This window comes from Halalkalibacter kiskunsagensis, from assembly GCF_037027555.1.
In the GTDB taxonomy this organism is placed as follows: Bacteria; Bacillota; Bacilli; order Bacillales; family Bacillaceae_D; genus Halalkalibacter; species Halalkalibacter kiskunsagensis.
In genome coordinates this window covers 22,537-48,709 of the sequence record NZ_JAXBLX010000033.1, presented here as the reverse complement: position 1 = coordinate 48,709, position 26,173 = coordinate 22,537, and the positions used below count along the sequence as shown (strand labels likewise).

The following is a 26,173-nucleotide window of genomic DNA, read 5'->3' as shown; positions in this document are numbered from 1 at the left end:
CCGAACACGGTCGTTAAGCTCTTTTGCGCCGATGGTAGTTGGGGGCTTCCCCCTGTGAGAGTAGGACGTTGCCAGGCAGATAAAAGACAATCCAATTGGATTGTCTTTTTTTGTGCGCATGTTTGGAATTTTAAAATTGGTTTTGATGAAATGACTGAGTAACAAAAAGAAACGATTGTTTATATCCATTGCAAAACTCGGAGTAGAAGATCAAAATACACAATTAAATTACTGGATATCAGTTGGAGCAGAAGGATGAGAGATATCTTCGAAAAAATCAAATAAATAAGGTCAGCCAGGAGTTGTCACTACGACAGCTTTTTTATTTTTTGTTAGCTTAACTTCATCGAGAAGTGAACGATGCAAGCTATAGAACTTAGGAAAATTCAACTTAACCCCAAGCCTTTGCACGTAGTTACCATTTTAATGCATGTTTAGCTAACATTTGGTGAACCTAACAATAAATTACTGAGTAGGGTAGGTGCAACGAATGCCTTCTATTGTCTCTATTAGTACGTACAGTCCACCTCATACATTGGACCAAAATACAACGACGGAATTTGCTAGAGAGCTTTTTAGTGACAGCTTTGAAGATATTGAACGATTATTGAAAGTATTTGCAAATGGTCAGATTAATGAACGGCAATTTGCAGTCCCTTTAAATTGGTTTCAATCAAATCATTCGTTACAGGAAAAAAATGATCTATATATTCAACTAGCTACAACGTTTTGTACAAACGTCATCAAACAATGTTTAACCAATTCAGTATTTGTTAATGAAGAGATAGATGTTGGGGATATTCATGCAATCATACTAGTTTCAAGTTCAGGAATGTCTACGCCGAGTTTAGACGCTCGTATTATGAACAGACTTCCTTTTTCTGCTCATACAAAAAGAATACCGTTATGGGGTTTAGGGTGTGCAGGAGGAGCTGCAGGAATAAGTCGAGCGTATGAGTATTGCAAAGCATTTCCGGAAGAAAATGTATTAGTTGTGTGTGTGGAATTATGCAGTTTGACATTTCAAAAGGATGACCACTCCAAAAGCAATCTTGTTGGTACGTCTTTATTTGCAGATGGAGTTGCGTGTGCACTTGTAGTAGGTGATGGCTCTGAAATGGTTTTAAAATCAAACAAAGCTATCCGACCGAATATCGTCTCAACTCAATCGACATTAATGCCAAATTCAGAAGATGTGATGGGTTGGGATGTAAAAGATACTGGATTGCATGTCGTCTTTTCAAGAGATATACCAGCAATTATTAAAGATTGGTTGGGACCTAATGTAGCGTCATTTCTCGTTGATAACAATATAGGGATAGAACAAATAAATTCATTTATAGCGCACCCGGGCGGAAAGAAAGTTTTAGAAGCTTACATTGAGACATTAGAGTTAGCTGAAAAAATGACGAATGTATCGAGGGAAGTTCTTAGGAGGCACGGAAATATGTCCTCGCCAACTGTTTTGTATGTTCTTGAACAATTCATGTTACAAGAACATGTACAAGGAGATTATGGTTTAATGGCGGCTCTTGGTCCGGGCTTTTGCTCGGAATTAGTATTATTACAATGGAAGGGGATGCACTGATGTTAGCTATTTACATTTTTATCACACTTGTGATTCTACAAAGAATTGTTGAGGTGATGATTGCCAATCGGAATGCTGAATGGATAAAGCGTCAGGGAGGTTATGAGGCAGGTAGAGGTCATTATAAGTTTCTCGTTGCGTTACATGCTCTTTTCTTTGTTTCCTTATTAATAGAAGTTACTGTTGTTGACAGTCGTTTTGTCTTTTGGGCTGTTGCACCATTATTTTTGTTCCTTCTTGCGCAAATATGTCGTGTTTGGGCTTTAACTGCGTTAGGAAGATTTTGGAACACTAGGATTATGATATTACCTGGAGCGCAAGTCGTTGCCAAAGGACCGTATCGATACCTTCGTCATCCGAACTATGTCATAGTCGTGACTGAATTGGCTTGTCTCCCTTTAATTTTTCAAGCGTATTGGACTGCCATCCTTTTTACAATTTTGAATGCATTAGTTCTGTCGATACGAATAAAGGTTGAGGAACAGGCTCTTGAAGATGCGACTAATTACCAGGAAGTCTTTAAAAAAAAGAGACGGTTTGTTCCTACATATGAAGACTAATGTAAGAAAACCCTTGATCAGATATAACATAGGAGGCTATCATTACTGCATAAGAGAAGAATAATGGAGGTACCTAATTTTGGCCAAGAAAAGAAAAGAGCGATTTGAAGTGCAGGAGTCTGAAACAATTGAAGAGTGTTTAAAACGAATGAAAGCAGAAGGGTATCAACCTGTGAAAAGAATGGAGAAACCCATTTTTAAGGAAGAAACGTTGAATTTGAAAAAAGAATATGTTCCAATCAGACAACAGATTATATTTGAGGGTATTTTAATAGAAAGCGAACAATAAAAGTCTGACATTTTAAAACGTTCGACATTTTGTTGACAGTCACCGTCGAAACTTGTAAGATAAAGCTATAAAGATGAACGAAAAACGAAATAAGACCTCATATAATCTTGGAAATATGGTCCATAAGTTTCTACCCGATTACCTTAAATAGTCGGACTATGAGGGAAAGTGATAGATACAGAGATTGTATTGTATTGTTTTCTGTATCGATGAAAGCGCAGAAGTGGCTTCCTTTCTCTCAAAGTGAGTAGATAAAGAAGTGATTCTGCGTTTTTTTTTATGTAGAAATGAGCAAGTTATATAGTGATAAATAATGGAGGAGAGCGACAATGAATCCTAAAATTGGTGTAATCATGGGAAGCACGTCAGATTGGGAAACGATGAAAGCTGCATGTGATGTATTAGATGAGTTAGAAATTCCGTACGAAAAGAAAGTAGTTTCTGCTCATCGTACGCCTGATTTGATGTTTCAATATGCTGAAGAAGCGAGAGATCAAGGGATAAAAGTTATTATTGCAGGTGCAGGTGGTGCGGCGCATTTGCCTGGAATGGTTGCAGCTAAAACAACACTGCCGGTCATTGGTGTTCCTGTTCAATCAAAGGCGTTACAAGGTCTGGATTCACTTTTGTCAATTGTTCAAATGCCTGGTGGAGTCCCAGTTGCAACGGTTGCGATCGGGAGAGCTGGAGCTACTAATGCTGGCTTACTTGCAGCACAAATCCTTGGAACATCACAAGCAGATATTGCTGACAGATTACATGCAAGGAGAGAAAAAACGAAGCAGGCCGTTATAGAAAGTAGTGATGAACTATGAGTCGGGTTGTTAAGCCGGGCGCAACGATAGGCATCATCGGTGGTGGACAACTAGGACGAATGATGGCGATATCAGCAAAGCAAATGGGATACCGTATTGCCGTACTCGAGCCAACAAAAGATTCTCCATGTGGACAAGTTGCTGATATCGTAATTGAAGCAGCTTATGATGATAGTGAGGGTGCGAAACGACTTGCTGAGGTTTCAGATGTTATCACGTATGAATTTGAAAATATCGATGAATATACAGCCAAATGGCTTACTGAACAGGCAGACTTTCCTCAAGGAGCGAAAGTATTAGGCATTACTCAACACCGTTTAAAAGAAAAAGAAGCAATTCAATCACTTGGGGTTCCGCTTGCTCCTTTTCATGCCATTCATTCAGTAAAAGATATAGATGAAGCAGCTGATAAACTAGGTTTTCCAGCTGTGTTAAAAACCTGTCGGGGTGGTTATGATGGCAAAGGCCAATCGGTTGTTCATGATCTCAAGCAACTGAAACAAGCTGCAACCGAATTACTCGAAAATGGAGAATGTGTACTAGAAGCTTGGATTCCTTTTTCATTAGAAATATCGGTTATTGTCACAAGATCTAGAAATGGTCAAACATCGGTTTTCCCGGTATCAGAAAATGAACATCGAGAAAATATCCTGTTTCGTTCACACGTTCCAGCAAGGATTGATGAAGCTGTTTGTGAAAAGGCTAAAGATCTAGCACTTCAGATTGTGACCGGCTTAGATGTCGTCGGGACGTTAGCTGTTGAACTTTTCATGCTTGAGGATGGAAGATTATATGCCAATGAACTAGCACCGAGACCACACAATTCAGGTCATTATACGATTGAGGCGTGTGAAACATCACAGTTTGAACAACATATAAGAGCTGTGTGTGGATTACCATTAGGGCAAACGACATTATGGTCACCTGTTGTGATGGAAAATATTCTTGGCGAAGAAGTGAATCATATTCTTGCTGCATCTGAGAACTTAGGCAATGTAAAGCTTCACCTTTATGGGAAAAAGGAAGCGAAAGCGAAAAGAAAGATGGGCCACTTGACGGCAACAGCTCTTACAGTTGAAGAGGCTTGTAACAAGCTCACAGGCTTGCAACAGTGGAATGTGTTAAAATAAAGAGGTTGTCTAAAAAGGTAAGTTCTTCCTTTTAGGCGCTGTTAAATAGATTTACTAAATAGAAAAGGTCGGAGGCTGGTTTTAGATGATCGAACGTTATACTCGCCCGGAAATGGGAGCTATATGGACAGAGGAAAATAAATTTCAAGCATGGTTAGAAGTAGAAATCGTCGCTTGTGAAGCTTGGGCAGAACTTGGAGATATTCCAAAGGAAGATGTTGTAAAGATCCGTGAAAATGCAAGCTTTGACATAAATCGTATTAATGAAATTGAATTAGAAACTCGTCATGATGTTGTCGCTTTTACACGTGCTGTATCGGAAACATTAGGCGAAGAAAGAAAATGGGTTCATTATGGATTAACGTCAACAGATGTAGTTGACACGGCTCTATCTTACTTGTTAAAACAAGCGAATGACATTTTACTTGCTGACATTGAACGTTTTATTGAAATCTTAAAGAACAAAGCCGCGGAACATAAGTACACAGTTATGATGGGGCGTACGCATGGTGTTCATGCTGAACCAACAACGTTTGGTTTGAAATTAGCATTATGGTACGAAGAGATGAAACGTAATCTTGAGCGCTTTAAACAAGCAGCTGAAGGAGTACGTGTAGGAAAACTATCAGGTGCTGTTGGTACATTTGCGAATATTGATCCATCAATTGAAGCATTTGTTTGTGAGAAATTAGGTCTTGAAGCAGCTCCAATCTCAACTCAGACCTTACAACGTGACCGTCATGCTGATTACTTAGCAGCACTTGCTTTAATTGCTACGTCAATTGAGAAGTTTGCTGTTGAAGTTCGAGGCTTACAAAAGAGTGAAACGAGAGAAGTAGAAGAATTCTTTGCGAAAGGGCAAAAAGGTTCATCGGCAATGCCTCATAAACGTAACCCAATTGGATCAGAGAATATGACAGGTTTAGCTCGAGTGATTCGTGGATATATGATGACAGCGTATGAGAATGTTCCATTATGGCATGAACGGGATATTTCCCATTCATCAGCTGAGCGTATTATTCTTCCAGATGCAACGATTGCGTTAAATTATATGCTGAATCGTTTTGGGAACATTATTAAAAACTTAACGGTATTCCCTGAAAATATGAAGCGTAACATGACACGCACATATGGTCTCATTTATTCTCAACGTGTTCTTCTTTCGTTAATTAATAAAGGAATGGTACGTGAAGAGGCTTACGATCTTGTGCAGCCGAAGGCAATGGAAGCATGGGAAAAAGGAATTCAGTTCCGTGAATTAGTTGAAGCTGAAGAGAGAATTACGAGTGTTTTAACACCTGATGAAATCGAAGACTGCTTCAACTATGAGCACCATCTAAAGCATGTTGATACGATTTTTTCAAGAGTAGGAATCGAAGCATAAACAAAGCAAGAGGGAGAGATCCCTCTTTAGCATAAAAATTCCAATATTTCAGTCTTTGGAGGTCTAATCATGGAAAAAGGCGTTCTGCTATACGAAGGCAAGGCAAAGCAAATATATCAAACAGCAAATGAAGAAGAGCTTTGGGTTAGTTATAAGGATGATGCTACTGCATTTAATGGAGAGAAAAAAGAAACACTAACGGGAAAAGCACGTTTGAATAATGAGATTACGTCGCTGATATTTTCTTACTTGCAAGAAAATGGAGTGGATAGTCACTTCGTCAAACGGCTATCTGAAACAGAACAGCTTGTTAAAAAAGTGGGAATTATCCCTTTAGAAGTGGTCGTTCGTAATGTGGTCGCAGGTAGTATGGCAAAGCGTCTTGGAATTGAAGAAGGGACAGCACTTGCAGAGCCGATTGTGGAGTTCTACTATAAAGATGATGCGTTAGGAGATCCTCTTGTAACGGAAGACCATATTGCCATTCTGAAAGTAGCATCAAGCTCTGATTTAACCGTGTTAAAAGAAAAAGCATTAGATGTAAACAAACATTTAATTAATTTATTTGACAATATGAACGTTCGCTTAATTGATTTTAAATTGGAATTTGGACGTACAAGTTCAGGGGACATTCTTCTTGCAGATGAAATTTCACCGGATACTTGTCGCCTGTGGGATAAAGAAACCAATCAACGGTTCGATAAAGATTTATTTAGAAGAAATTTAGGAAGTTTACAAGAAGGATATCAAGAAATCTTATCACGCTTAGGAGGCGCATCATGTACAAAGTAAAAGTTTACATTACGTTACGAGAAAGTGTATTAGATCCACAAGGAGGACAAGTGAAACGTGCTCTTCACACAATGGATTATAAAGAAGTAGAAGAAGTTCGTATCGGAAAATATATGGAACTTACATTAAAAAATACGGATGATGTTGAAGGGCGTATTGATGAGATGTGTTCAAAATTATTAGCTAATACGGTCATTGAGGATTATCGTTATGAAATCGAGGAGGTTGTTCCTTCATGAAATTCGCGGTAATTGTCTTTCCTGGTTCAAACTGTGACTCAGATATGTTTTTTGCGATTCAGGATGCATTAGGAGAAAAAGTTGAGTACGTTCGTCATGATGAAACATCGTTAGAAGGATTCGATGGAGTTCTATTGCCAGGTGGATTTTCTTATGGTGACTACCTTCGCTCTGGTGCGATTGCTTGCTTCTCTCCAATTATGGATGCAGTAAAACAATTTGCAGAAGAAGGCAAGCCAGTTCTTGGAGTTTGTAATGGATTTCAAATGCTTCTTGAATTAGGGTTGCTTCCTGGTGCGATGAAGCGGAACGACGGCTTGAAATTCATTTGTCGTCTGACTGATCTGAAAGTAGAAAACAATGAAACCTTGTTTACGACAGGCTATCAAAAAGGTGAAGTTATTTCCATTCCCGTTGCACACGGTGAAGGAAACTATGAATGTGACGAACAAACATTACAAGCGCTAGAAGCAAACAATCAAGTTGCGTTCCGTTATGCGCAAGCCATCAATGGCTCTAAAGCAAATATCGCTGGTATAACAAATGAACGTGGAAATGTATTAGGAATGATGCCACACCCTGAACGCGCTGTAGAATCATTACTAGGTAGCGAGGATGGCTTACGTTTATTTCAATCGATCGTACGAAATTGGAGGGAATCTCATGTCACTACTTCTTGAACCAACAGCTGAGCGAGTGAAAGAAGAGAAACTTTACCGCGAAATGGGTTTAACAGATGAAGAATTTGCAATGGTTGAGGAGATCATTGGTCGAACTCCGAACTGGACAGAAACAGGTCTTTTCTCAGTTATGTGGTCAGAACATTGTAGCTATAAAAATTCAAAAGTTCTATTGAAAAAGTTTCCTACAGAAGGAGAACGCGTCCTGCAAGGTCCAGGAGAAGGAGCAGGAATCATTGATATCGGCGATGAACAAGCAGTTGTGTTTAAAGTGGAAAGTCATAACCACCCTTCCGCTATTGAGCCTTATCAAGGTGCTGCAACAGGTGTTGGTGGGATCCTTCGTGATGTGTTCTCAATGGGAGCTCGTCCAATTTCGTTACTTAATTCACTACGCTTTGGTGAGTTAACATCCCCACGTGTGCGTTATTTATTTGAAGAAGTCGTAGCAGGTATAGCTGGCTATGGAAACTGCATGGGTGTTCCAACAGTAGGTGGGGAAATTCAATTTGACCCTTGCTACGAAGGAAATCCATTAGTAAATGCAATGTGTGTTGGATTAATTGATCATAAAGATATTCAAAAAGGACAAGCCAAAGGTGTTGGCAACACAGTCATGTATGTTGGTGCTAGCACGGGTCGTGACGGTATCCACGGGGCAACATTTGCTTCTGAAGAGCTTGGTGAAGATTCAGATGAGAAGCGCCCAGCGGTTCAAGTCGGAGATCCTTTTATGGAGAAACTTTTGCTTGAAGCTTGTTTGGAATTAATTCAAAATGATGCTCTTGTTGGAATTCAAGATATGGGTGCAGCAGGACTTACGTCTTCATCTGCGGAGATGGCAAGTAAAGCGGGATCTGGGATTGAAATGAATTTAGACCTAGTTCCGCAACGCGAGCAAGGAATGACGCCTTATGAGATGATGCTTTCTGAATCTCAAGAGCGTATGTTAATCGTTGTGAAAAAAGGTCGCGAGCAAGAAATTAAAGAAATCTTTGATCGCTGGGGATTGCTGTCTGCTGAAGTTGGACATGTAACGGATGACAAGCGCCTTCGTCTTCTTCATAAAGGGGAGGTTGTTGCAGATCTTCCAGTTGATGCACTAGCAGAAGAAGCACCAGTTTACCATAAGCCATCAAGTGTTCCGGCTTACTATGAAAAGTTCCAACAGCTAGAAGAAAAGACACCAGCTGTTGAAAATTATAAAGAAACTCTACTTAACTTGTTAGCTCAGCCTACAATTGCAAGTAAGGAATGGGTTTATGATCAATACGATTACATGGTTCAAACAAACACAGTTGTTGAGCCAGGTTCAGATGCAGCCGTAGTTCGTATTCGCGGCACGAGAAAGGCGTTAGCGATGACAACAGATTGTAACTCACGCTATTTATATCTTGATCCTGAAGTGGGCGGTCAAATTGCGGTTGCTGAAGCAGCGCGTAACATTGTTTGTTCTGGTGGTGTGCCACTTGGATTAACGGACGGTTTAAACTACGGAAGTCCAGATAAGCCTGAAATCTTCTGGCAGCTTGAGAAGTCAACAGACGGAATGAGTGAGGCTTGCCGTGTTCTTGAGACACCAGTAATAGGTGGAAACGTATCGCTTTATAATGAATCAGCGGGAGTAGCTATTTACCCAACGCCAGTTATCGGAATGGTTGGTCTTATTGAAGACATCGACCACATTACGACTCAAAACTTCAAACAAGCAGGTGATGTGATCTATCTTGTTGGAGAAACAAAGCCTGAGTTTGGTGGAAGTGAATTGCAAAAGCTGATAGAAGGCGATATTTCAGGGAAATCACCTGTGCTTGATTTAGAGTTAGAGAAACGACTTCAGAAGCAACTTTTAACAGCGATTCGTTCGGGTCTTGTAGCATCGGCTCATGATGTTGCAGAAGGTGGAGTAGCTGTTGCGCTAGCTGAATCTATGACATCTGGTGAAGTAGGAGCGACGGTAACATTATCTGGTGAAACAACGGCAGCTTTATTTGCTGAGTCACAAACTCGTTTTATCGTTACGGTTCCTAGTGAAAAAGCAGAGAAGTTTGAGCAATTAGTTTCTGCGACTCGAATTGGGGAAGTTACGGACTCAAAATCTCTTGAGATTAAAAATAATGAACAAGGTGTCATCCTTAAAACAACACAGGATGAGATTGTAACGGCTTGGAAAGGAGCCATTCCATGTTTGCTGAAATCAAAGGCTTAAATGAAGAATGTGGTGTGTTTGCTATATGGGGTCATAAAGATGCGGCACATCTTACTTATTACGGTCTTCATAGCTTGCAGCACCGCGGCCAAGAGGGTGCTGGGATTGTTGTAACAGACGGAGAACAGCTAAAGGTTCATAAAGGGTTAGGGCTTGTTAATGATGTTTTTAGTCCTGACGATTTTGAACAAATAAGTGGACATGCCGCAATTGGTCACGTTCGTTATGCAACAGCTGGTGGTGGGGGATTTGCCAACGTGCAACCCCTTCTCTTCCGTTCGCAAATGGGCAGCTTAGCGATCGCTCATAACGGCAACTTAGTAAATGCAAATAGTATGAAGCATCAACTTGAAAGCCAAGGAAGTATCTTTCAATCAACATCTGATACAGAGGTGGTTGCCCATTTAATAAAACGTAGTGGGTATAATACGCTTGAAGGACAGCTAAGAAATGCACTAGAAATGCTAAAAGGTGCTTATGCTCTTGCTGTGTTAAATGAAAAACAACTTATGGTTGCACTAGATCCAAATGGCTTGCGCCCACTATCAATCGGTAAACTAGGTGATGCTTATGTTGTGGCATCTGAGACATGTGCGTTTGATTTAATCGGGGCAACATATGAGCGTGAAGTTGAACCTGGAGAGCTTGTTATTATTGATGATAATGGCTTACGTTCAACAAGATTTTCTGGTTCAGCAACAAGAGCAATCTGTAGCATGGAGTATGTATATTTCGCACGACCTGATAGCAACGTTGATGAAATTAATGTTCATACATCAAGAAAGAATTTAGGGAAGCAGTTGGCGATTGAATCACCTATAGAAGCTGATGTTGTAACAGGTGTACCAGATTCTAGTATTTCAGCAGCAATTGGCTATGCTGAACAAACTGGAATTCCTTATGAGCTAGGAATGATTAAAAATCGTTATGTTGGTCGGACTTTTATTCAGCCTTCTCAAGAATTACGGGAACAAGGTGTGAAAATGAAGCTCTCAGCAGTACGAGGGGTTGTAGAAGGCAAACGTGTTGTCATGATCGATGATTCGATCGTACGTGGAACAACGAGCAGACGAATCGTTAATATGTTGCGTGAAGCTGGGGCAAAAGAGGTACATGTTCGAATCAGTTCACCTCCGATCAAAAATCCTTGCTTCTACGGAATCGATACATCCAATTCAGGTGAATTAATTGCTGCGAATCATTCAATCGAAGAAATGCGTGAGATGATGGGAGCAGATTCATTAGCGTTTTTATCCGTAGAAGGTTTGAAAACAGGGATTGGACGTTCTGATGAAACATCAAATTGTGGTCAGTGCTTAGCATGCTTTACAGGAGAATATCCGACTGAAATTTATCCAGATACATTACATCCATACGCAAAGGTTTAGAGGGAAGGGAGCAAGAAGAATGTCAGAAGCTTATAAAAAAGCAGGAGTCAGTCTTGAAGCGGGTTATGAAGCAGTCGAGCGAATGAAGAGTCATGTAAATAGAACAAAACGTTCTGGGGTGATGGGGTCACTTGGTGGCTTTGGAGGAATGTTTGATCTATCTACTTTGCAATTAAAAGAGCCGGTACTTGTTTCAGGAACTGACGGAGTAGGAACAAAGCTTATGCTTGCCTTTATGCTAGACCGTCATGATACGATTGGGATTGATGCAGTTGCGATGTGTGTTAATGATATTGTTGTACAGGGTGCAGAACCTCTTTATTTCCTTGATTACATTGCCTGTGGCAAAGCTGTCCCTGAACGTTTAGAAGCCATTGTTAAAGGTGTAGCTGATGGTTGCGAGCAAGCAGGGTGTGCTCTTGTTGGTGGAGAGACAGCTGAAATGCCTGGTATGTACAGTGAAGATGAATATGATTTAGCTGGCTTTTCGGTAGGTGCTGTGGAGAAAAAGAATTTGATTAATGGGGAGTCAATAAAGTCTGGAGATGTCGTAATTGGTCTTACATCAAGTGGTCTTCATAGCAATGGCTTTTCATTAGTGCGAAAAATTTTATTACATGATCATTCATTTAGCTTAGATCAACAAGTGGAAGAACTAGGAAAGACGCTTGGTGAGGAGCTTTTGACTCCAACAAAAATCTATGTAAAACCGTTACTTGCTTGTTTGCGTGAGCATACAGTTCATGGTATGGCTCATATAACTGGCGGTGGCTTTTATGAGAACATTCCGCGTATGTTACCTGAAGGAGTTAGCGTTCGGATTAATAACGGATCATGGCCGGTTCCTCCAATCTTTTCATTGTTACAAAAGTACGGCGAGTTAACCGATAAAGAACTTTTCTCAACATTTAATATGGGAATTGGAATGGTCGTAGTTGTTCCGGAAGAGGAGCATGTAGAAGTTCTTCGTTTACTCGAAGCAAATGGCGAATCCGCTTATATTATTGGAAAAGTTGAAAAGGGATCTGGTGTGACAATTGGGGGCATTGAGTAATGAAAATTGCTGTTTTTGCCTCAGGGAGTGGAACGAATGCGGAAGCAATTATTCAAGCTTCAAAAAAGCAACTCCTGCATGCTGAGGTTGCACTGATTGTAACAGATAATCCAAAAGCTAAAGTAGTTGCAAGAGCAAAGCAGCATGGCATTCCGATGTTTACATTTGATCCAAAGTCTTATGAAACAAAAGCTGATTTTGAACAAGAAATTGTTACTGAACTAAACAGTCAAGGTGTGTCTTTTGTTGTATTAGCAGGATATATGCGCTTAATCGGAGCAACATTGTTACAGGCGTACGAAGGAAGAATTGTTAACATTCATCCTTCCTTGTTGCCTTCATTTCCAGGACTTGATGCGATTGGACAAGCGTTTAAGGCAAAAGTGAAAATAACGGGTGTAACAATTCATTATGTGGATGCTGGAATGGATACAGGACAAATCATTGCTCAAGAGGCTGTCAGAGTTGAAGCGGATGATACAGTTGATTCATTGCAGCAAAAGGTGCAAGCCGTTGAACATAAATTGTATCCAGAAACATTGCAAGCAATAATTACAGAACATTGTATGGAGAGGTTGGGTAAGTGATGAGTAAAAGAAGAGCATTGGTGAGCGTCTCAAATAAAGAAGGAATAGTAGAATTTGTACAAGCGCTTGTTGAACAAGGGTTTGAAGTTGTTTCGACTGGTGGAACAAAGAAAGCACTTCAAGAAGCGGGTGTACCAGTTATTGGTATTTCTGAGGTGACAGGCTTCCCAGAAATTTTAGACGGACGAGTGAAAACACTCCACCCTAATATTCATAGTGGATTGCTTGCAATGAGAGAACGCGAAGAACATCAAAAGCAACTTGCTGATCACAATATTTCACCGATTGATCTTGTTGTTGTGAATCTTTATCCGTTTAAAGAAACAATTGCTAAGCCTGATTGTACATTTGCTGATGCAATTGAAAACATTGATATTGGCGGCCCTAGTATGCTTCGTGCAGCGGCAAAGAATCATCAACATGTAACGGTTGTCGTAGATCCAACAGACTATCAAACGGTTATTGATGAGTTTTCAAAAGGTGATGTAACATTGGAAACGAAACAACGCCTAGCTGCAAAGGTATTCAGACATACAGCTGCTTATGATGCACTTATTGCTGAATATTTAACCGAGGCTGTAGGGGAAGCAGAACCAGAAACGTTCACGGTAACTTATGAACGTAAGCAAGGGTTACGTTATGGAGAGAATCCTCACCAAAAAGCAACATTCTACAAAAAGCCATTAGCGGATGAAAGTTCAATTGCTAGCGCAATCCAATTACATGGAAAAGAGCTTTCATATAACAATATTCACGATGCAGATGCCGCTCTTGCGATTGTAAAAGAATTTACGGAGCCGGCTGTTGTAGCAGTTAAACATATGAACCCATGCGGAGTTGGAACAGGGGAAACGATAGAAGAAGCATACGGACGTGCATATGAAGCTGATTCTGTATCGATTTTCGGTGGAATTGTTGCAGCAAACCGTGAAATTGACGAAGCGACTGCTTTAAAAATGAAAGAGGTCTTCCTTGAGATCATTATCGCTCCTTCGTTTACAAAAGAAGCACTAGATGTGTTAACTACTAAGAAAAATTTACGTCTATTAACGGTTCCTACGAACAAGCAAGATCAACCAGAAGCGATGCTTACATCGATTCATGGTGGACTACTTGTCCAAGATGAAGATCATTTTGGTCTAGATGATGCGACGCTTTCAATTCCAACTGATCGAAAGCCAACAGATGCAGAGTGGGAAGCATTGAAGCTTGCTTGGAAAGTTGTAAAGCATGTGAAATCGAATGCAATCGTCTTAACAAATGGCCAAATGACCGTTGGAGTTGGAGCAGGGCAAATGAACCGTGTAGGATCTGCTGACATTGCCATCAATCAGGCAAGTGAGCGAATTGAAGGTGCGGTAATGGGTTCAGATGCCTTTTTCCCAATGGGTGATACAGTTGAACTAGCTGGAAAAGCTGGTATTACGGCTATTATCCAACCAGGAGGTTCGATTCGGGATGAGGAATCAATTGAAATGGCGAATAAATACGGTATAGCTATGGTGATGACAGGAGTTAGACATTTTAAACATTAATTGATAAAGGAGAGGGACCGATGAACGTTCTGATTATTGGTAGTGGCGGTCGTGAACATGCCATTGCATGGAAGGTTGCGCAAAGTGATCAAGTAACAGAAGTATTTGTTGCACCAGGAAATGCTGGCATGTCAGATGTTGCAACACCGATCAAAATCGAGGAAAACAATTTTGACGAACTCATTGCTTTTGCGAAAAAACAGGAAATAGGTCTAACGATTGTTGGTCCTGAGGTACCGCTACTCCAAGGCGTAGTGGATCGCTTTCAAGATGAGGGGTTGCGCATTTTTGGACCAAAAAGAGAAGCCGCCCTGCTTGAGGGAAGTAAATCCTTTGCAAAATCAATAATGAAAAAGTACGACATTCCAACAGGTAGCTATGAAACATTTACAGATTATGATAAGGCAGTTGCCTATGTGAAAGAGCAAGGTGCTCCAATTGTTATTAAAGCAGATGGTTTAGCTGCTGGTAAAGGCGTTGTCGTTGCAATGACAGAAGATGAAGCGATCAATGCGCTTTCTGCTATGTTAAACGACCAAGCTTTCGGTGCAGCTAGTGAGCAAGTGGTAATTGAGGAATATTTAGAAGGAGAAGAGCTTTCGTTGATGGCCTTCGTTCATCATGATAAAGTAATTCCAATGGTTGGTGCTCAAGATCACAAAAGAGCCTTAGATGGAGATCAAGGTCCAAATACAGGTGGCATGGGTGCTTATTCACCAGTTCCTCAGTTTTCAAGTGAAGATGTAGAAGAAGCTGTAGAAAAGGTGTTACAACCAACAGCTGATGCGTTAATTAAGGAAGGTACTCCATTTACTGGAATCCTTTATGCTGGTTTAATGATGACTTCAGCAGGACCAAAGGTGATTGAATTCAATACACGCTTTGGTGATCCTGAGACGCAAGTCGTTCTTCCACGATTGAATTCCGACCTTGTTACAGTTTTTACTACGTTACTTGACGGCAAGGTACCAGAGCTAGAGTGGTCAGAGGAAGAAGTAGTCGGAATTGTTTTAGCAAGTGAAGGATACCCTGGTACTTATGAAAAAGGAACAGTGATAAAGGGGCTTGACCAACTAACTGAAGATGTTCTCGTTTTTCATGCGGGTACGAAGAAAGAAGACGGGGAATGGAAGACAAACGGTGGACGTGTGTTACTCCTTGCATCGAAAAAAGCTTCCTTGCTAAATGCGCAAAAGCGAGTTTATGAACAAGTAAGCAAGGTTAGCACCGATGGTCTGTTCTACCGTAGAGATATTGCCAATAAAGCTATTTCGCGCGTTTCTTCTTCATGAATAAATAAATAAGCGCAACGATACTTCCGATGATCATAATGTAAACAAAAAGAGTGTCTGTAGCGTATTCTTGGATGTTGAACATAGGTATCACCTCCAATAAATAAATAAATAAATCAAAAACCGTATAAGGTCGTAGCGATCTTATACGGTTTTTACCTGTGGAAAAAATCACGTTTCGAAATAGTCATAAAAAATATGCCATTGTTTATGATTAGTTGACGACGTGACTCTGTTGATGTTCATCATGAGGACATCTTTGTTCATGAGAAGCGTGTTCTTGCATGGCTACCATTTTATGCTCTGCCATATAAACAAGAGGACAAAAACGTGTAATACCTTCTGCCACTTTCAACCCACCCATCATTGCTGCAAATAATGGTATATTGTTGCTTGGTTTTCGAACAAGCTTGGCAGTAGACCATGCGAGTACTGTAAACCCCATTGAAATTCGGCATAACGCATCAATGCGTCCAATGTTTGGTTTCATAAATGATCCACCTTTCACAAGTTTGTCAATCTTCCAATAAATATTGTGAAAAGATTTGACATAGTAATGAGTCATCTAACAAATTTTGTGGTACGATTAGAAAAATAGGAACTGATGAAATGGGTGATGACAATTGACTGAGAGACTTTACCGTTGGACAAAACAACGATTGCGACAGCAAGTTGCTGTAGTAAAAGGAGAAAAAGCTCCTTCTCTTGTCCTCCGAAATGCCAATTACTTAAATTTTGCCCGCCGAAAATGGCTGACAGCAAATATATGGATAGCTGAGGATCGCATCGTTTACGTAGGAAAAGAAATGCCCGCAGTGTTAACTGATACAGAAATTATTGATTGTAAAAACAAATTTGTTGTACCAGGTTATATTGAGCACCACGCTCACCCGTTTCAACTTTATAATCCCCATAGCTTTGCGAAGTATGCGTCAGGGCGAGGGACAACAACACTTATCAATGATAATTTAATGTTCTTTTTGCATCTCGAAAAAAAGAAAGCGCTTACTTTGATTGAGACGCTAGATGAATTACCTGCTTCTATGTACTGGTGGTCTCGTTATGATGCGCAAACAGAGCTTCGTGATGAAGAACCTTTATCGAACTCGAAAATGAAAGAATGGTTAGAACATCCTCTTGTTGTTCAGGGAGGAGAATTAACTTCATGGCCGAAAGTATTAGCAGGGGATGATTCAACCCTTCACTTGATGCAAGAAACAACTAGGTTACGTAAACCAATCGAAGGACACTTACCTGGTGCATCAGAGCGCACATTAGCACAAATGGCACTTCTTGGAGTGACATGTGATCATGAGGCTATGACAGGAGAAGAGGCTGTAAGACGTCTTGACTTAGGATATACAACATCGCTACGGCATTCCTCGATACGACCAGATTTACCTAAATTATTAAAAGAAATGCAAGAATTAGGAGTCGATTATTTTGAAAGGTGTTTAATGACGACAGACGGGTCACCGCCATCATTTTATGAAAATGGAGTCATGGATCAGTTGATTAAAATTGCGTTAGAAAGTGGACTAGATCCAATTGATGCATATGCAATGGCTAGTTACAATGTTGCGAAATATTACAGTCTTGACCATAAACTTGGAATGATTGCACCTGGACGAATTGCTCATCTGAACATTCTTGACGATGTAAATAACCCCCTTCCTAGTTCAGTGATTGCAAAAGGCAAATGGATTGTTCGAGATGGTGAGGAAATCAACCAATTTGGTGAATTTCCTTGGGGGGAGTATGGGATAAAACCTTTTAAGATTGATTGGGATCTAACGGAAGATGATCTTCATTTTTCGATGGCTATGGGAATAGAGATGATTAACTCTGTTATTTTAAAACCGTATCAAATTCCGATTGAAAGTACAGAAAAAAGTTTAAGTACTGACCATGATGAAAGCTTTTTTGTGATGATCGATAAAAACGGTAAATGGCATATTTCTACGATGATTAAAGGTTTTGCGACTCATGTATCTGGTTTTGCAAGTTCGTTTTCTAATACAGGAGACATCATTTTAATTGGAAAAAGTGTACCTGATATGGTCACAGCATTTACCGCTTTAAAAGAACAAGGCGGTGGCATGACACTAGTCGAATCAGGAGAAGTAATTGGGAACATCAAATTGGAATTGCTTGGGGTGTTATCGACTCAATCAATGGAAGATGTAATGAAAGAAGAGAAGAGGTTTGTTGATCAACTACGTGAGCGTGGTTACAAATTTGAAGATCCAATTTATAGTTTACTCTTTTTCTCATCGACTCATCTTCCGTATATTCGTGTAACGCAAAGAGGAATCTATGATGTAAAAAAGAAAACTGTACTCTTTCCTGCGATTATGCGTTAAACTATAAAAGAATCCTTTTTTACTGTAGTGAGTTAATTTATAAAAGGTCGTGTAACACATGTCAAAAAAAATGAGTTTCCCCCTTTTTTTAGCAGCGCTGTTCGTTGTCGGGGCATGTAATAATAACCAAGTTATAGAACCTGAAGTGGAAGACCAAATAGAAGAAAGCATCGTGGAAGATGAGGCGGAAGCGCCTCCTTTCTATACATATCCTTTAAATGGACTAAAGGCACAAGAGCCAGTTGATCGCAGAGTAATTGGTGTTTCAATAAATAACCATCCAGCTGCGAGGCCGCAATCAGGTCTAGGAGATGCTGACATCGTGTTTGAAATTTTGTCTGAGTTTGAAGTGACTCGCTTAGTGGCAATGTTTCATAGTCAACTTCCAGAACGAGTAGGTCCAATCAGAAGTGCTCGCCCTTATCATATTGAGTTAGTGAACGGATATAATGGGATGTTTGTCACACATGGTTGGAGTCCAGAGGCCCAACGACTTTTAGAAAGTGGCGAAGCTGATTTTCTAAATGGATTGTTTTATGATGGAACCCTTTTTCAACGATCAACCGAAAGAAAAGCACCTCATAATTCCTATATCACCTCTGATCATATGTTAGAAGGATTAGAGGCAAAGGGATATGAGCTCACTGGAGAAATTCCTAATCTTGCTTTTTATGAAAGTGAAGATATTTACGTAGCAGGACCAAGTGGGAAAGAAGTTGAAATCAATTATTACGACCTTAACCGTGTTACGTATCGATATGTTGAAGAAGTCGGTTTATATGAGCGCTTTAATGGTGATCAACAAACGATCGATCACGAGACAGGCTTACCGATTCAATTAGCTAATTTACTTATTATTGAAACGGAACATACCGTGTTAGATGATAAAGGTCGGCGTGCCATTGATTTAACCTCTGGCGGAAAAGCAATTCTTTTCCAAAGTGGAATTGCTAATGAAATTCGCTGGGAAAATCAAAATGGAAAAATTGTTCCAGTTAAAGATGGACAGGTAGTGCCGTTAAAGCCTGGACAAACATGGGTAAATGTTGTTCCGACATCTCCAGGTTTAAATGAGAGTGTAACGCATTTGGCGCAGAAAGAAAGCGTTGAGTAAGCTTTTATGAATGTACAGTCGTTGTGCTGTTTTTTAAAATCACTAAAAAAGCTTTTAATGAAAGGTGTGAATGTTAATGCAAATTGATAAACTTCGCGGAAAAGAACTTGATCAATTATTTAAAGCAATTCTTTCTCTTAAAGATCTTGAAGAGTGCTACGAATTCTTTGACGATCTATGCACGATTAATGAAATACAATCATTAGCGCAGCGGTTAGAAGTCGCTAGAATGCTCCAGAATGGATATACGTATCATAAAATTGAAACAGAAACAGGTGCAAGTACAGCGACGATCTCACGTGTGAAACGTTGTTTAAATTATGGCAATGATGGTTATAAGATGACGTTAGAGCGTGTAAAAGAAGAAGAAGTACAACAAATAGAGGAATAAGAAAAGAGAATCGCAGGAGTTCCTGCGATTTTTTTGTATGGTTGACATAGCAAGGAAAGCTTAAATCTCAGTGTTTGTTAGAAAATCTTGCTGAGTATGTGTATTTGAGTAGATTTCGTACTACAATAGATGAAATATCATTAAATAGCGAGGTGTATGAAGATGAGACAAACATTACAAACGAGGATTGCTGCTGCGACAAGAAGAGAAAAAGCAGAGATGGTTGTCAAAAACGCAACAATTATTGATGTCTTTACGTTAACCACATATAAGGCCGATGTTGCTGTCACTGATGGCATAATTGTTGGCATTGGAGAATACGAAGGACAGACTGTGATAGATGCTATGGGAGCATATATTGCACCTACCTTTATTGATGGACATGTTCATATTGAATCAGCAATGGTGCCCCCAGAGGAATTCACAAAAATTGTTGTTCCCAGGGGGGTAACAACTGTAATGGCAGATCCACATGAGATTGCGAATGTTGGTGGAATTGAAGCAGTTACGTACATGATCGAAGCAGCGAAAAACCTCCCACTAGATATTAAAATTATGGTGCCATCCTGTGTCCCGGCAACAGAATTCGAACATAATGGTGCCCAGTTAACGGCTGAAGATATTGAGTGTCTATTTGATCAACACAAAGCATATGGATTGGCTGAAGTCATGGATTATCCAGCTGTATTTTCCGGTGAAGAGAAGATGATCTCGAAGCTTGAAGCGGCTTGGAAGCGTGGGAAAAAAATTGACGGACATGCTGCTGGATTAAATGAAGTGGGGTTAAATGCTTATCGAGTTGCTGGAATAGAGAATGATCATGAGGCTGTAACAGCAGAAGAAGCACTTGCTCGCTTGCGACGTGGAATGTATGTGTTAATGCGTGAGGGAACAGCTGCTAAAGATGTAGAAGCTTTGTTACCTATTTTAACACCACAAAATGCAAGGCGCTGTGTGTTTGCAACAGACGATAAACATCTAGATGACCTTGTCAATGAAGGATCAATTGATGCAAGTGTTAGAAAGGCAATTCAACTAGGTGTTGATCCACTTCAAGCAATTCAGATGGCTAGCTTAAATGCTGCTGAATGTTTTGGTCTCGTAGAAAAAGGCGCCATCGCACCTGGATATGAAGCAAGCTTTCTATTAATTAGTGATTTAGACAAACTTGAAATTGAAGCTGTTTATATAAAAGGGGAATGTGTTGCAAAGAACGGTAAAATGACGCAACCGGTTCGGGAAGCGATTAACCCGCCACCGTATCTATTAAATAGTGTTCACTTGGAGCCAATTGAGACAGAAAGCCTAGAGCTAAAGCTGACATCATCTAAAGCACATGTAATTGGAGTAACGCCTGGTTCCATTGTGACAGACCATTTAATTGAAGAGGTAAATGTGGAAAATGGCGTCTTTATACCATCTGTTCTGAACAATCAGCTAAAATTAGTTGTCGCAGAAAGGCACCATAAACTTGGCCATGTAGGAGTTGGAATTGTAAAGGGGATTCCAATTAAAGATGGAGCGATTGTTGCAACAGTTGCTCATGATTCACACAACATTGTCGCTTGTGGAACAAACGACAGTAGCATTAAATATGCTATCGAACAAGTTGAAAACCAAGAAGGTGGAATTGCAGTTGTAAGGGGACAAGAGCTCCTAGCAGTATTGCCGCTTCCTTTAGCTGGTTTAATGTCATTAAAGCCATTTGAGGAAGTAAATGAATCATTACAAAAGTTAGAAGCAGCACTCAGAGAAATTGGTTTTGACGAAGAATGGAACCCATTTTTAACGTTATCTTTCTTGGCTTTGCCTGTTATACCTTCTTTAAAGTTGACGGATACAGGTTTATTTGACGTCGTGCGTTTTGCACATATTGATGCTGTAGCTCATGATTGATACACGACGGTGCCATATTTCCATAAGGTTTGATAGGGCTATCTCACTGGGGGTCAGTCAATTTTTTAGACTGCCCCCAGCGTTTTAATTGTCGCTTTTGTAAGATTGAAGTTTAACGTCTAAATAAAGACCAATTCGCTGAATAGGGTCTTTTAGTTGAATCGTTGTTATTTCGTGAATCCTTTTTAATCGGTAACTAAGTGTGTTAACGTGAATATGCAACTCTTTGGCAGCTTCGTTCATATTAGCATCTTTATTTAAGACCACTTCTAGTGTCTGATAAAGGGAAGTAGCATGCTGTTTATCGTACGACTGTAACTGGGATAGAGCAGGATTGATCACTAGATTTTTTTTGTGATTATGCAATACATCAAGGTGACGGAATACACCTAGTTGATGGTAAAAATAAGCTTGTTTAATATCTGTTGGGCGATTTCCTTTTAATTGAACAACTTTTTTGGCCTCTAGATAGCTTTGCATCAATTTTGAATAATCGTCGTATAAATAACCACACCCAATAAACATATCCTCCAAGCCAAATCGTTCCTTCATTTGTAGCTGTACAATCTCCATAAAGTCAAGTAGCTCTGATTGGTTGGTTTTGTCATGTATGGGGCTAATTAAACAGATAAGTTGATTCTCGTCTATTGTATCGATCAATAGGCTTATCTTATTTGTTGTTTTGACAATATACATAACATTCCTGTAAAGAATATCGGACATTTCATTAAAACGTAATACCATAAAACCAAGGGGTTTTGGAGAAAGGACTCCGACTTTTTTAAGAAGAGATACTATTTGTTCATGAGTTGTCGTGTCACCAGTTATGATTTGCCATAATAATTCTTGATGGCTTTTTTCACGACGCTTTTTTTGGAGATTTAATTGAAGCAAAAGGTTTTTTGCTTTTGCGGCAGCAATTTTTAACAATTGTTTATCTTGATCTGAAAGCTTCATATCAACTTCGATCACCCAAATGTACCCAAGAACCTCTTGGTTTTTTCGAATGGAGATCGCAACCCGGTTTCTAAGGCCAATATCTGTAATGCTATTAATTTCAATCGGATCATCATTTTGATTAAGAGCGGGAATGACTCCTTCTTTCCAAAAGCGATTAATTACTTTCTCTGGTACCCTTCTGCCTATGATTGTTGAAACTCTCGCTGCGTCCGTTTCATCATCATGAGAGCTGTATGCTAGTAATTGATGGTTAGCATCCTCAAGAGTGACAGGACAGCTTAGAACTTCACTAATTGTATCAACAAATTCTTCGAGAGAATTAAATACTCGGTCAAATTTATTCGAATCCATAACATATCTCCTGCCTTTTTTGAATGTAATGGTAGTGTTACTATAGCATAGAAATTGCAAACAGAACCGAATGAAATAGATCGGTTAGGGAAAACCATTTGTAGTTAAAGAATAACGAAAAGATTTGAAAAAATCTGTTCATAAAAAGGGATATTGATACCTGATACGAAGTAAAGTTAACTAAGCCAATTTAGATAAATGTTTTCTCCTTTTTTGTCCACGACCATCATGAAGATCGATTCAGTAAAGTAAGTAGCAAAGTAGATAACGATGTTATCCTGCATCAAAAGAGGAGGCGATTGAAATGACTGAAAAAGAAGTTCAATTTGGAAAGAGTAATCAGATTTTCGGGACATTAACGTATCCAGAAACGTCGCCAATTGCATTACCTGCTATTTTACTTGTTGCCGGGTCAGGGCCAATTGATCGCAACGGGAATGGCAAGGGAAAAGGCCAACTTTTTCATTTATATGATAAGCTTGCCGCTTTTTTAACCGATCAAGGTTTTATTACATTACGTTATGATAAACGGGGGATAGGAAAAAGCGAAGGGGTGTTTGGAAAAACGGGGTTCTGGGATCTTGTTCATGATGCCAAGGCAGCGATTCATTATTTGAAACAACAGCCTATTGTTGATCGAAATAAGATTTTTCTATTAGGTCATAGTGAAGGATGCTTGCTAGCACCAGAAATTGAAAAAGGAGAGGATTTAGCCGGTCTTGTATTAATTGCAGGAGCTGGGCAAACGCTTGAAGAGGCGCTTGGGTATCAGCGAGGACTAGTGGTTCGTTCTTTGCAGGAGCAAAGGGGTGTAAAAGGAATGCTCTTGAGCTTATTGAAAGTGGCAAAAAAAGCAGAAAAACAAGGCGTTAAATTTGATGAAAAAGTGCGTTCCTCAAAAAAAGATGTGATTCGTTATCAAGGAGCAAAAATTCCAGCAAAATGGTTTCGTGAACACTATCAATACAATGTGCTTAGCGGACTATCTCAAGTGACATGTCCAATTTTAGCTGTAACGGGATCTAAGGATGTCCAAGCGACTCCCGAGAAGGTGCATGAGATTACGAGTTATACAAATGTGGATACAGAAACCCGCATCATTGTTGGAATGAATCACATGCTACGTGATCAAGCAGACGATGCTCAAATCTTACAAATAAAAAAGGCGTACAAAAATATCGGAGAAAAACCACTCTCGCCAGCTTTTCTTGAAGTTTTAAAAAAATGGCTAAACCGTCATGTTTAAATATCGAAGTAAAAAATTTTATCAATACTGGAGGAAAATAAAACATGTTGATTGTGACAACTGAACAGGTTTCAGGCTATGACATTTCAGAAGTAAAAGGGTATGTAAAAGGCAGTACGATTCAGACAAAACATATTGGTCGTGATATTACGGCAGGTTTAAAAGGGATTGTTGGTGGTGAAATAAAAGGATACACCGAGATGATGACAGAAGCACGCAATTTGGCAATCGACCGAATGGTTCAAGAGGCAGAAGAGCAAGGAGCCAATGCGATCATCGGGATGAGAATGCAAACATCGACGGTGATGGCAAACGCAGCGGAGATTATTGCGTATGGGACAGCAGTGGTGATTGAGAAGTATTAACATGTTATAAGGATGTCTCAAAAAGTCAAAAGTAAACGACTTTTTGAGACATTTCTTTTTGGAAATGTAGAATTATGTCTTATTTAATCGAAATAGTAACTCTCATTATGCTGACAGTCGGTGAGCTCATGAAATAAGGAGTAATTCTTAAAAATGACTCTATATGATTTTTAAACTTTAAAAAGAAATATGGTTTAATAAAAATAAGTATTTATTGGCAAGTTTTCTAATCAGTAAATATAAAAACAATAAGGAGTGTTTATTATTTCAGATAAAGGTGAAAATGATAGGTCTATTTTTAAAGTAGCTGTGGCTATTGCTGCTATTTTTGTCATGATTGGTGTTTTGATTCCTGAACAATTAGGTTCAGCAATGGAAGTAGCTCAAGCTTTTGTTCTTGAGTCATTTGGTTGGTTTTATCAATTAGTAGCCACTTTCTTCCTGCTGTTTGCTTTTTTTATGATTTTTAGTAAGTATGGAAATATTAAACTAGGAAAACCTGATTCGAAACCAGAATATAGTCGTCCAGCCTGGTTTTCGATGTTATTTTCAGCAGGAATGGGAATTGGTCTTCTTTTTTATGGAGTGTCTGAACCGATAGCCCATTTTTCTACTCCGCCTTCTGGAGATGGAGGGACCGAACAATCAGCAATTGTTGGAATGCGCTACACTTGGCTTCATTGGGGGTTACATGCTTGGGCTATCTACGCAATCGTGGCACTATCCCTTGCTTATCAAAGATTCAGAAAAAATGCACCAGGTTTAATGAGTACTACTCTTTATCCTGTACTTGGTGAAAAGGTGAAAGGGCCTATTGGACAAACCATTGATATTGTGGCTGTTTTTGCAACTTTATTTGGAGTGGCGGCTTCCTTAGGATTAGGTTCACAGCAAATAAATGCAGGATTAGCATATTTGGTTGGGATTCCAAATAACTTTATGGTTCAAATGATTATTATGAGTATTATTACTGTCCTTTTCATTGTTTCAGCGAATACAGGAATATCAAAAGGAATTAAGTACTTAAGTCTTGCGAATATGTCGATAGCAACGCTTTTGTTTTTTGCTATGCTTATTATCGGCCCTACGTTATTTTTACTAAATATGTTTACATCAAGCCTAGGGAGTTATTTTCAAAACCTTCTATTAATGGGCTTGCGCATAGCTCCTTTTGATGAAACGGAGGCGGCGTGGACTCAAGGTTGGACTGTCTTTTACTGGGCATGGTGGGTTTCATGGACTCCATTTGTTGGGATGTTTATTGCTCGAGTATCCAAAGGTAGAACGATACGTGAATTTACTGTAGCTGTTCTTTTGGTCCCTTCATTTGTTTGTGCTATTTGGTTTACGGTTTTCGGTGGTACAGGTATCTATTTAGAGGTAACTCAAGGCTTAAATGTTTCTGAACAAGGACTTGAAACAGCCCTTTTTTATGTTTATCAACAGTTGCCATTTGGAATTATCTTATCAATTTTAACTGTAGCTTTAATCACAACGTTCTTTGTCACATCAGCCGATTCAGCTACTTTTGTTTTGGGGATGCAAACAACTGGAGGGAAGTTGAACCCATCAAATCGAGTAAAGGTTACATGGGGGTTAATCTTAGTAGCCTCTACTGCTGTATTAATGGCTTCAGGTGGGTTATCCGGATTACAAACAGCTATCATCGTTAGTGCATTGCCTCTTTCGTTTATTGTCTTGGCGATGTGTTATGGGTTAGTAAAAGAATTGAATCAAGACTTAAAAGATCAAAGTATAGCCCAAAAAGAAAAAAAGAAGAAAGTGGCTAGCTAAAGATTAGGAGAAAAGAGCTCTCATTATAATAGGGTACTCTGTTTCTACCGATCATTTACTAGGTTTGTCTCTCACTATAATGAGTGAGAAGCGAACCTAGTTTGTTTATAATGGAAAAAATGTTTTTCTTGCAATAGGTGAAATCTTCCTT

General features: G+C 39.5%; 25 protein-coding genes, 1 rRNA gene and 1 riboswitch. Of the genes, 23 read left to right on the top strand and 3 right to left on the bottom strand.

Annotation, left to right across the window (positions count from 1 at the left end):
- From rrf to purD, 16 genes are all read left to right on the top strand, one after another.
- Nucleotides 1-77, top strand: a 5S ribosomal RNA gene (rrf, locus tag SLH51_RS24645); the annotation flags it as partial.
- 413 nt (nucleotides 78-490) lie between these two features.
- Nucleotides 491-1,588: a type III polyketide synthase gene (locus SLH51_RS17565; protein ID WP_335962725.1), complete on the top strand. Its 1,098-nt coding sequence runs from the start codon at nucleotides 491-493 to the stop codon at nucleotides 1,586-1,588.
- Entirely contained in the window at nucleotides 1,588-2,148 is a 561-nt protein-coding gene (locus tag SLH51_RS17560) for an isoprenylcysteine carboxyl methyltransferase family protein (protein ID WP_335962724.1), read from the top strand. The genes SLH51_RS17565 and SLH51_RS17560 overlap by 1 nt, the downstream gene beginning before the upstream one ends.
- Before the next feature lie 79 nt (nucleotides 2,149-2,227).
- Entirely contained in the window at nucleotides 2,228-2,437 is a 210-nt protein-coding gene (locus SLH51_RS17555) for an NETI motif-containing protein (protein WP_390183759.1), read from the top strand.
- 77 nt (nucleotides 2,438-2,514) lie between these two features.
- A riboswitch (purine riboswitch) is annotated at nucleotides 2,515-2,616 on the top strand.
- A 150-nt stretch (nucleotides 2,617-2,766) separates the two neighbouring features.
- Nucleotides 2,767-3,252, top strand: coding sequence for a 5-(carboxyamino)imidazole ribonucleotide mutase (gene purE / locus SLH51_RS17550; RefSeq protein WP_335962723.1), 486 nt, complete (start codon nucleotides 2,767-2,769; stop codon nucleotides 3,250-3,252).
- On the top strand, nucleotides 3,249-4,382 hold the full coding sequence (gene purK, locus SLH51_RS17545; RefSeq protein WP_335962722.1) for a 5-(carboxyamino)imidazole ribonucleotide synthase: 1,134 nt from the start codon (nucleotides 3,249-3,251) through the stop codon (nucleotides 4,380-4,382). Before purE ends, purK begins: the two co-directional genes overlap by 4 nt.
- An 85-nt stretch (nucleotides 4,383-4,467) precedes the next feature.
- Complete coding sequence (gene purB / locus SLH51_RS17540) at nucleotides 4,468-5,766, top strand: adenylosuccinate lyase (protein ID WP_335962720.1); 1,299 nt, start codon at nucleotides 4,468-4,470, stop codon at nucleotides 5,764-5,766.
- Between the two features lie 69 nt (nucleotides 5,767-5,835).
- Nucleotides 5,836-6,558: a phosphoribosylaminoimidazolesuccinocarboxamide synthase gene (gene purC / locus SLH51_RS17535; RefSeq protein WP_335962719.1), complete on the top strand. Its 723-nt coding sequence runs from the start codon at nucleotides 5,836-5,838 to the stop codon at nucleotides 6,556-6,558.
- Nucleotides 6,546-6,797, top strand: a complete 252-nt coding sequence (gene purS / locus SLH51_RS17530) for a phosphoribosylformylglycinamidine synthase subunit PurS (protein ID WP_335962718.1) — start codon at nucleotides 6,546-6,548, stop codon at nucleotides 6,795-6,797. Before purC ends, purS begins: the two co-directional genes overlap by 13 nt.
- Nucleotides 6,794-7,477 (top strand): phosphoribosylformylglycinamidine synthase subunit PurQ, encoded by a 684-nt coding sequence (purQ, locus tag SLH51_RS17525; protein ID WP_335962717.1) that lies wholly within the window; start codon nucleotides 6,794-6,796, stop codon nucleotides 7,475-7,477. The genes purS and purQ overlap by 4 nt, the downstream gene beginning before the upstream one ends.
- On the top strand, nucleotides 7,461-9,686 hold the full coding sequence (purL, locus tag SLH51_RS17520) for a phosphoribosylformylglycinamidine synthase subunit PurL (protein WP_335962716.1): 2,226 nt from the start codon (nucleotides 7,461-7,463) through the stop codon (nucleotides 9,684-9,686). Before purQ ends, purL begins: the two co-directional genes overlap by 17 nt.
- Complete coding sequence (gene purF / locus SLH51_RS17515; RefSeq protein WP_335962715.1) at nucleotides 9,662-11,074, top strand: amidophosphoribosyltransferase; 1,413 nt, start codon at nucleotides 9,662-9,664, stop codon at nucleotides 11,072-11,074. Before purL ends, purF begins: the two co-directional genes overlap by 25 nt.
- Before the next feature lie 19 nt (nucleotides 11,075-11,093).
- Nucleotides 11,094-12,128, top strand: coding sequence for a phosphoribosylformylglycinamidine cyclo-ligase (gene purM, locus SLH51_RS17510; RefSeq protein WP_335962714.1), 1,035 nt, complete (start codon nucleotides 11,094-11,096; stop codon nucleotides 12,126-12,128).
- On the top strand, nucleotides 12,128-12,715 hold the full coding sequence (purN, locus tag SLH51_RS17505) for a phosphoribosylglycinamide formyltransferase (RefSeq protein WP_335962713.1): 588 nt from the start codon (nucleotides 12,128-12,130) through the stop codon (nucleotides 12,713-12,715). The genes purM and purN overlap by 1 nt, the downstream gene beginning before the upstream one ends.
- Nucleotides 12,715-14,250 (top strand): bifunctional phosphoribosylaminoimidazolecarboxamide formyltransferase/IMP cyclohydrolase, encoded by a 1,536-nt coding sequence (gene purH, locus SLH51_RS17500; RefSeq protein ID WP_335962712.1) that lies wholly within the window; start codon nucleotides 12,715-12,717, stop codon nucleotides 14,248-14,250. The genes purN and purH overlap by 1 nt, the downstream gene beginning before the upstream one ends.
- A gap of 20 nt (nucleotides 14,251-14,270) precedes the next feature.
- Nucleotides 14,271-15,542 carry a phosphoribosylamine--glycine ligase gene (gene purD / locus SLH51_RS17495; RefSeq protein ID WP_335962711.1) on the top strand — a complete coding sequence of 424 codons (1,272 nt, stop codon included), beginning with the start codon at nucleotides 14,271-14,273 and terminating at the stop codon, nucleotides 15,540-15,542.
- Here purD and SLH51_RS17490 read toward each other — a convergent pair.
- Together SLH51_RS17490 and SLH51_RS17485 are read right to left on the bottom strand one after the other, a co-directional pair.
- Nucleotides 15,517-15,627 carry an EYxxD motif small membrane protein gene (locus SLH51_RS17490; protein WP_335962710.1) on the bottom strand — a complete coding sequence of 37 codons (111 nt, stop codon included), beginning with the start codon at nucleotides 15,625-15,627 and terminating at the stop codon, nucleotides 15,517-15,519. The genes purD and SLH51_RS17490 overlap by 26 nt on opposite strands.
- Nucleotides 15,628-15,756: 129 nt before the next feature.
- Nucleotides 15,757-16,032 carry a YgaP family membrane protein gene (locus SLH51_RS17485; protein WP_335962709.1) on the bottom strand — a complete coding sequence of 92 codons (276 nt, stop codon included), beginning with the start codon at nucleotides 16,030-16,032 and terminating at the stop codon, nucleotides 15,757-15,759.
- Between the two features lie 133 nt (nucleotides 16,033-16,165).
- On the opposite strand from SLH51_RS17485, the gene SLH51_RS17480 reads away from it, so the two are divergent.
- From SLH51_RS17480 to ade, 4 genes are all read left to right on the top strand, one after another.
- Entirely contained in the window at nucleotides 16,166-17,905 is a 1,740-nt protein-coding gene (locus SLH51_RS17480) for an adenine deaminase C-terminal domain-containing protein (protein ID WP_335962708.1), read from the top strand.
- A 58-nt stretch (nucleotides 17,906-17,963) separates the two neighbouring features.
- On the top strand, nucleotides 17,964-19,019 hold the full coding sequence (locus tag SLH51_RS17475) for a DUF3048 domain-containing protein (protein ID WP_335962707.1): 1,056 nt from the start codon (nucleotides 17,964-17,966) through the stop codon (nucleotides 19,017-19,019).
- Nucleotides 19,020-19,095: 76 nt separating this feature from the next.
- A complete protein-coding gene (locus tag SLH51_RS17470) occupies nucleotides 19,096-19,410 on the top strand; it encodes a YerC/YecD family TrpR-related protein (RefSeq protein WP_335962706.1) in 315 nt (104 codons plus the stop codon).
- A gap of 162 nt (nucleotides 19,411-19,572) precedes the next feature.
- On the top strand, nucleotides 19,573-21,306 hold the full coding sequence (gene ade, locus SLH51_RS17465; protein ID WP_390183758.1) for an adenine deaminase: 1,734 nt from the start codon (nucleotides 19,573-19,575) through the stop codon (nucleotides 21,304-21,306).
- An 84-nt stretch (nucleotides 21,307-21,390) separates the two neighbouring features.
- Here ade and SLH51_RS17460 read toward each other — a convergent pair whose 3' ends face one another.
- On the bottom strand, nucleotides 21,391-22,617 hold the full coding sequence (locus tag SLH51_RS17460) for a PucR family transcriptional regulator (protein ID WP_335962704.1): 1,227 nt from the start codon (nucleotides 22,615-22,617) through the stop codon (nucleotides 21,391-21,393).
- Nucleotides 22,618-22,921: 304 nt separating this feature from the next.
- Here SLH51_RS17460 and SLH51_RS17455 point away from each other — a divergent pair, with 304 nt between their 5' ends.
- From SLH51_RS17455 to SLH51_RS17445, 3 genes are all read left to right on the top strand, one after another.
- On the top strand, nucleotides 22,922-23,863 hold the full coding sequence (locus SLH51_RS17455) for an alpha/beta hydrolase (protein ID WP_335962703.1): 942 nt from the start codon (nucleotides 22,922-22,924) through the stop codon (nucleotides 23,861-23,863).
- Nucleotides 23,864-23,907: 44 nt separating this feature from the next.
- A complete protein-coding gene (locus SLH51_RS17450; protein ID WP_335962702.1) occupies nucleotides 23,908-24,228 on the top strand; it encodes a YbjQ family protein in 321 nt (106 codons plus the stop codon).
- Nucleotides 24,229-24,561: 333 nt separating this feature from the next.
- Nucleotides 24,562-26,022: a glycine betaine uptake BCCT transporter gene (locus SLH51_RS17445; RefSeq protein ID WP_390183763.1), complete on the top strand. Its 1,461-nt coding sequence runs from the start codon at nucleotides 24,562-24,564 to the stop codon at nucleotides 26,020-26,022.
- Nucleotides 26,023-26,173: the final 151 nt, after the last annotated feature.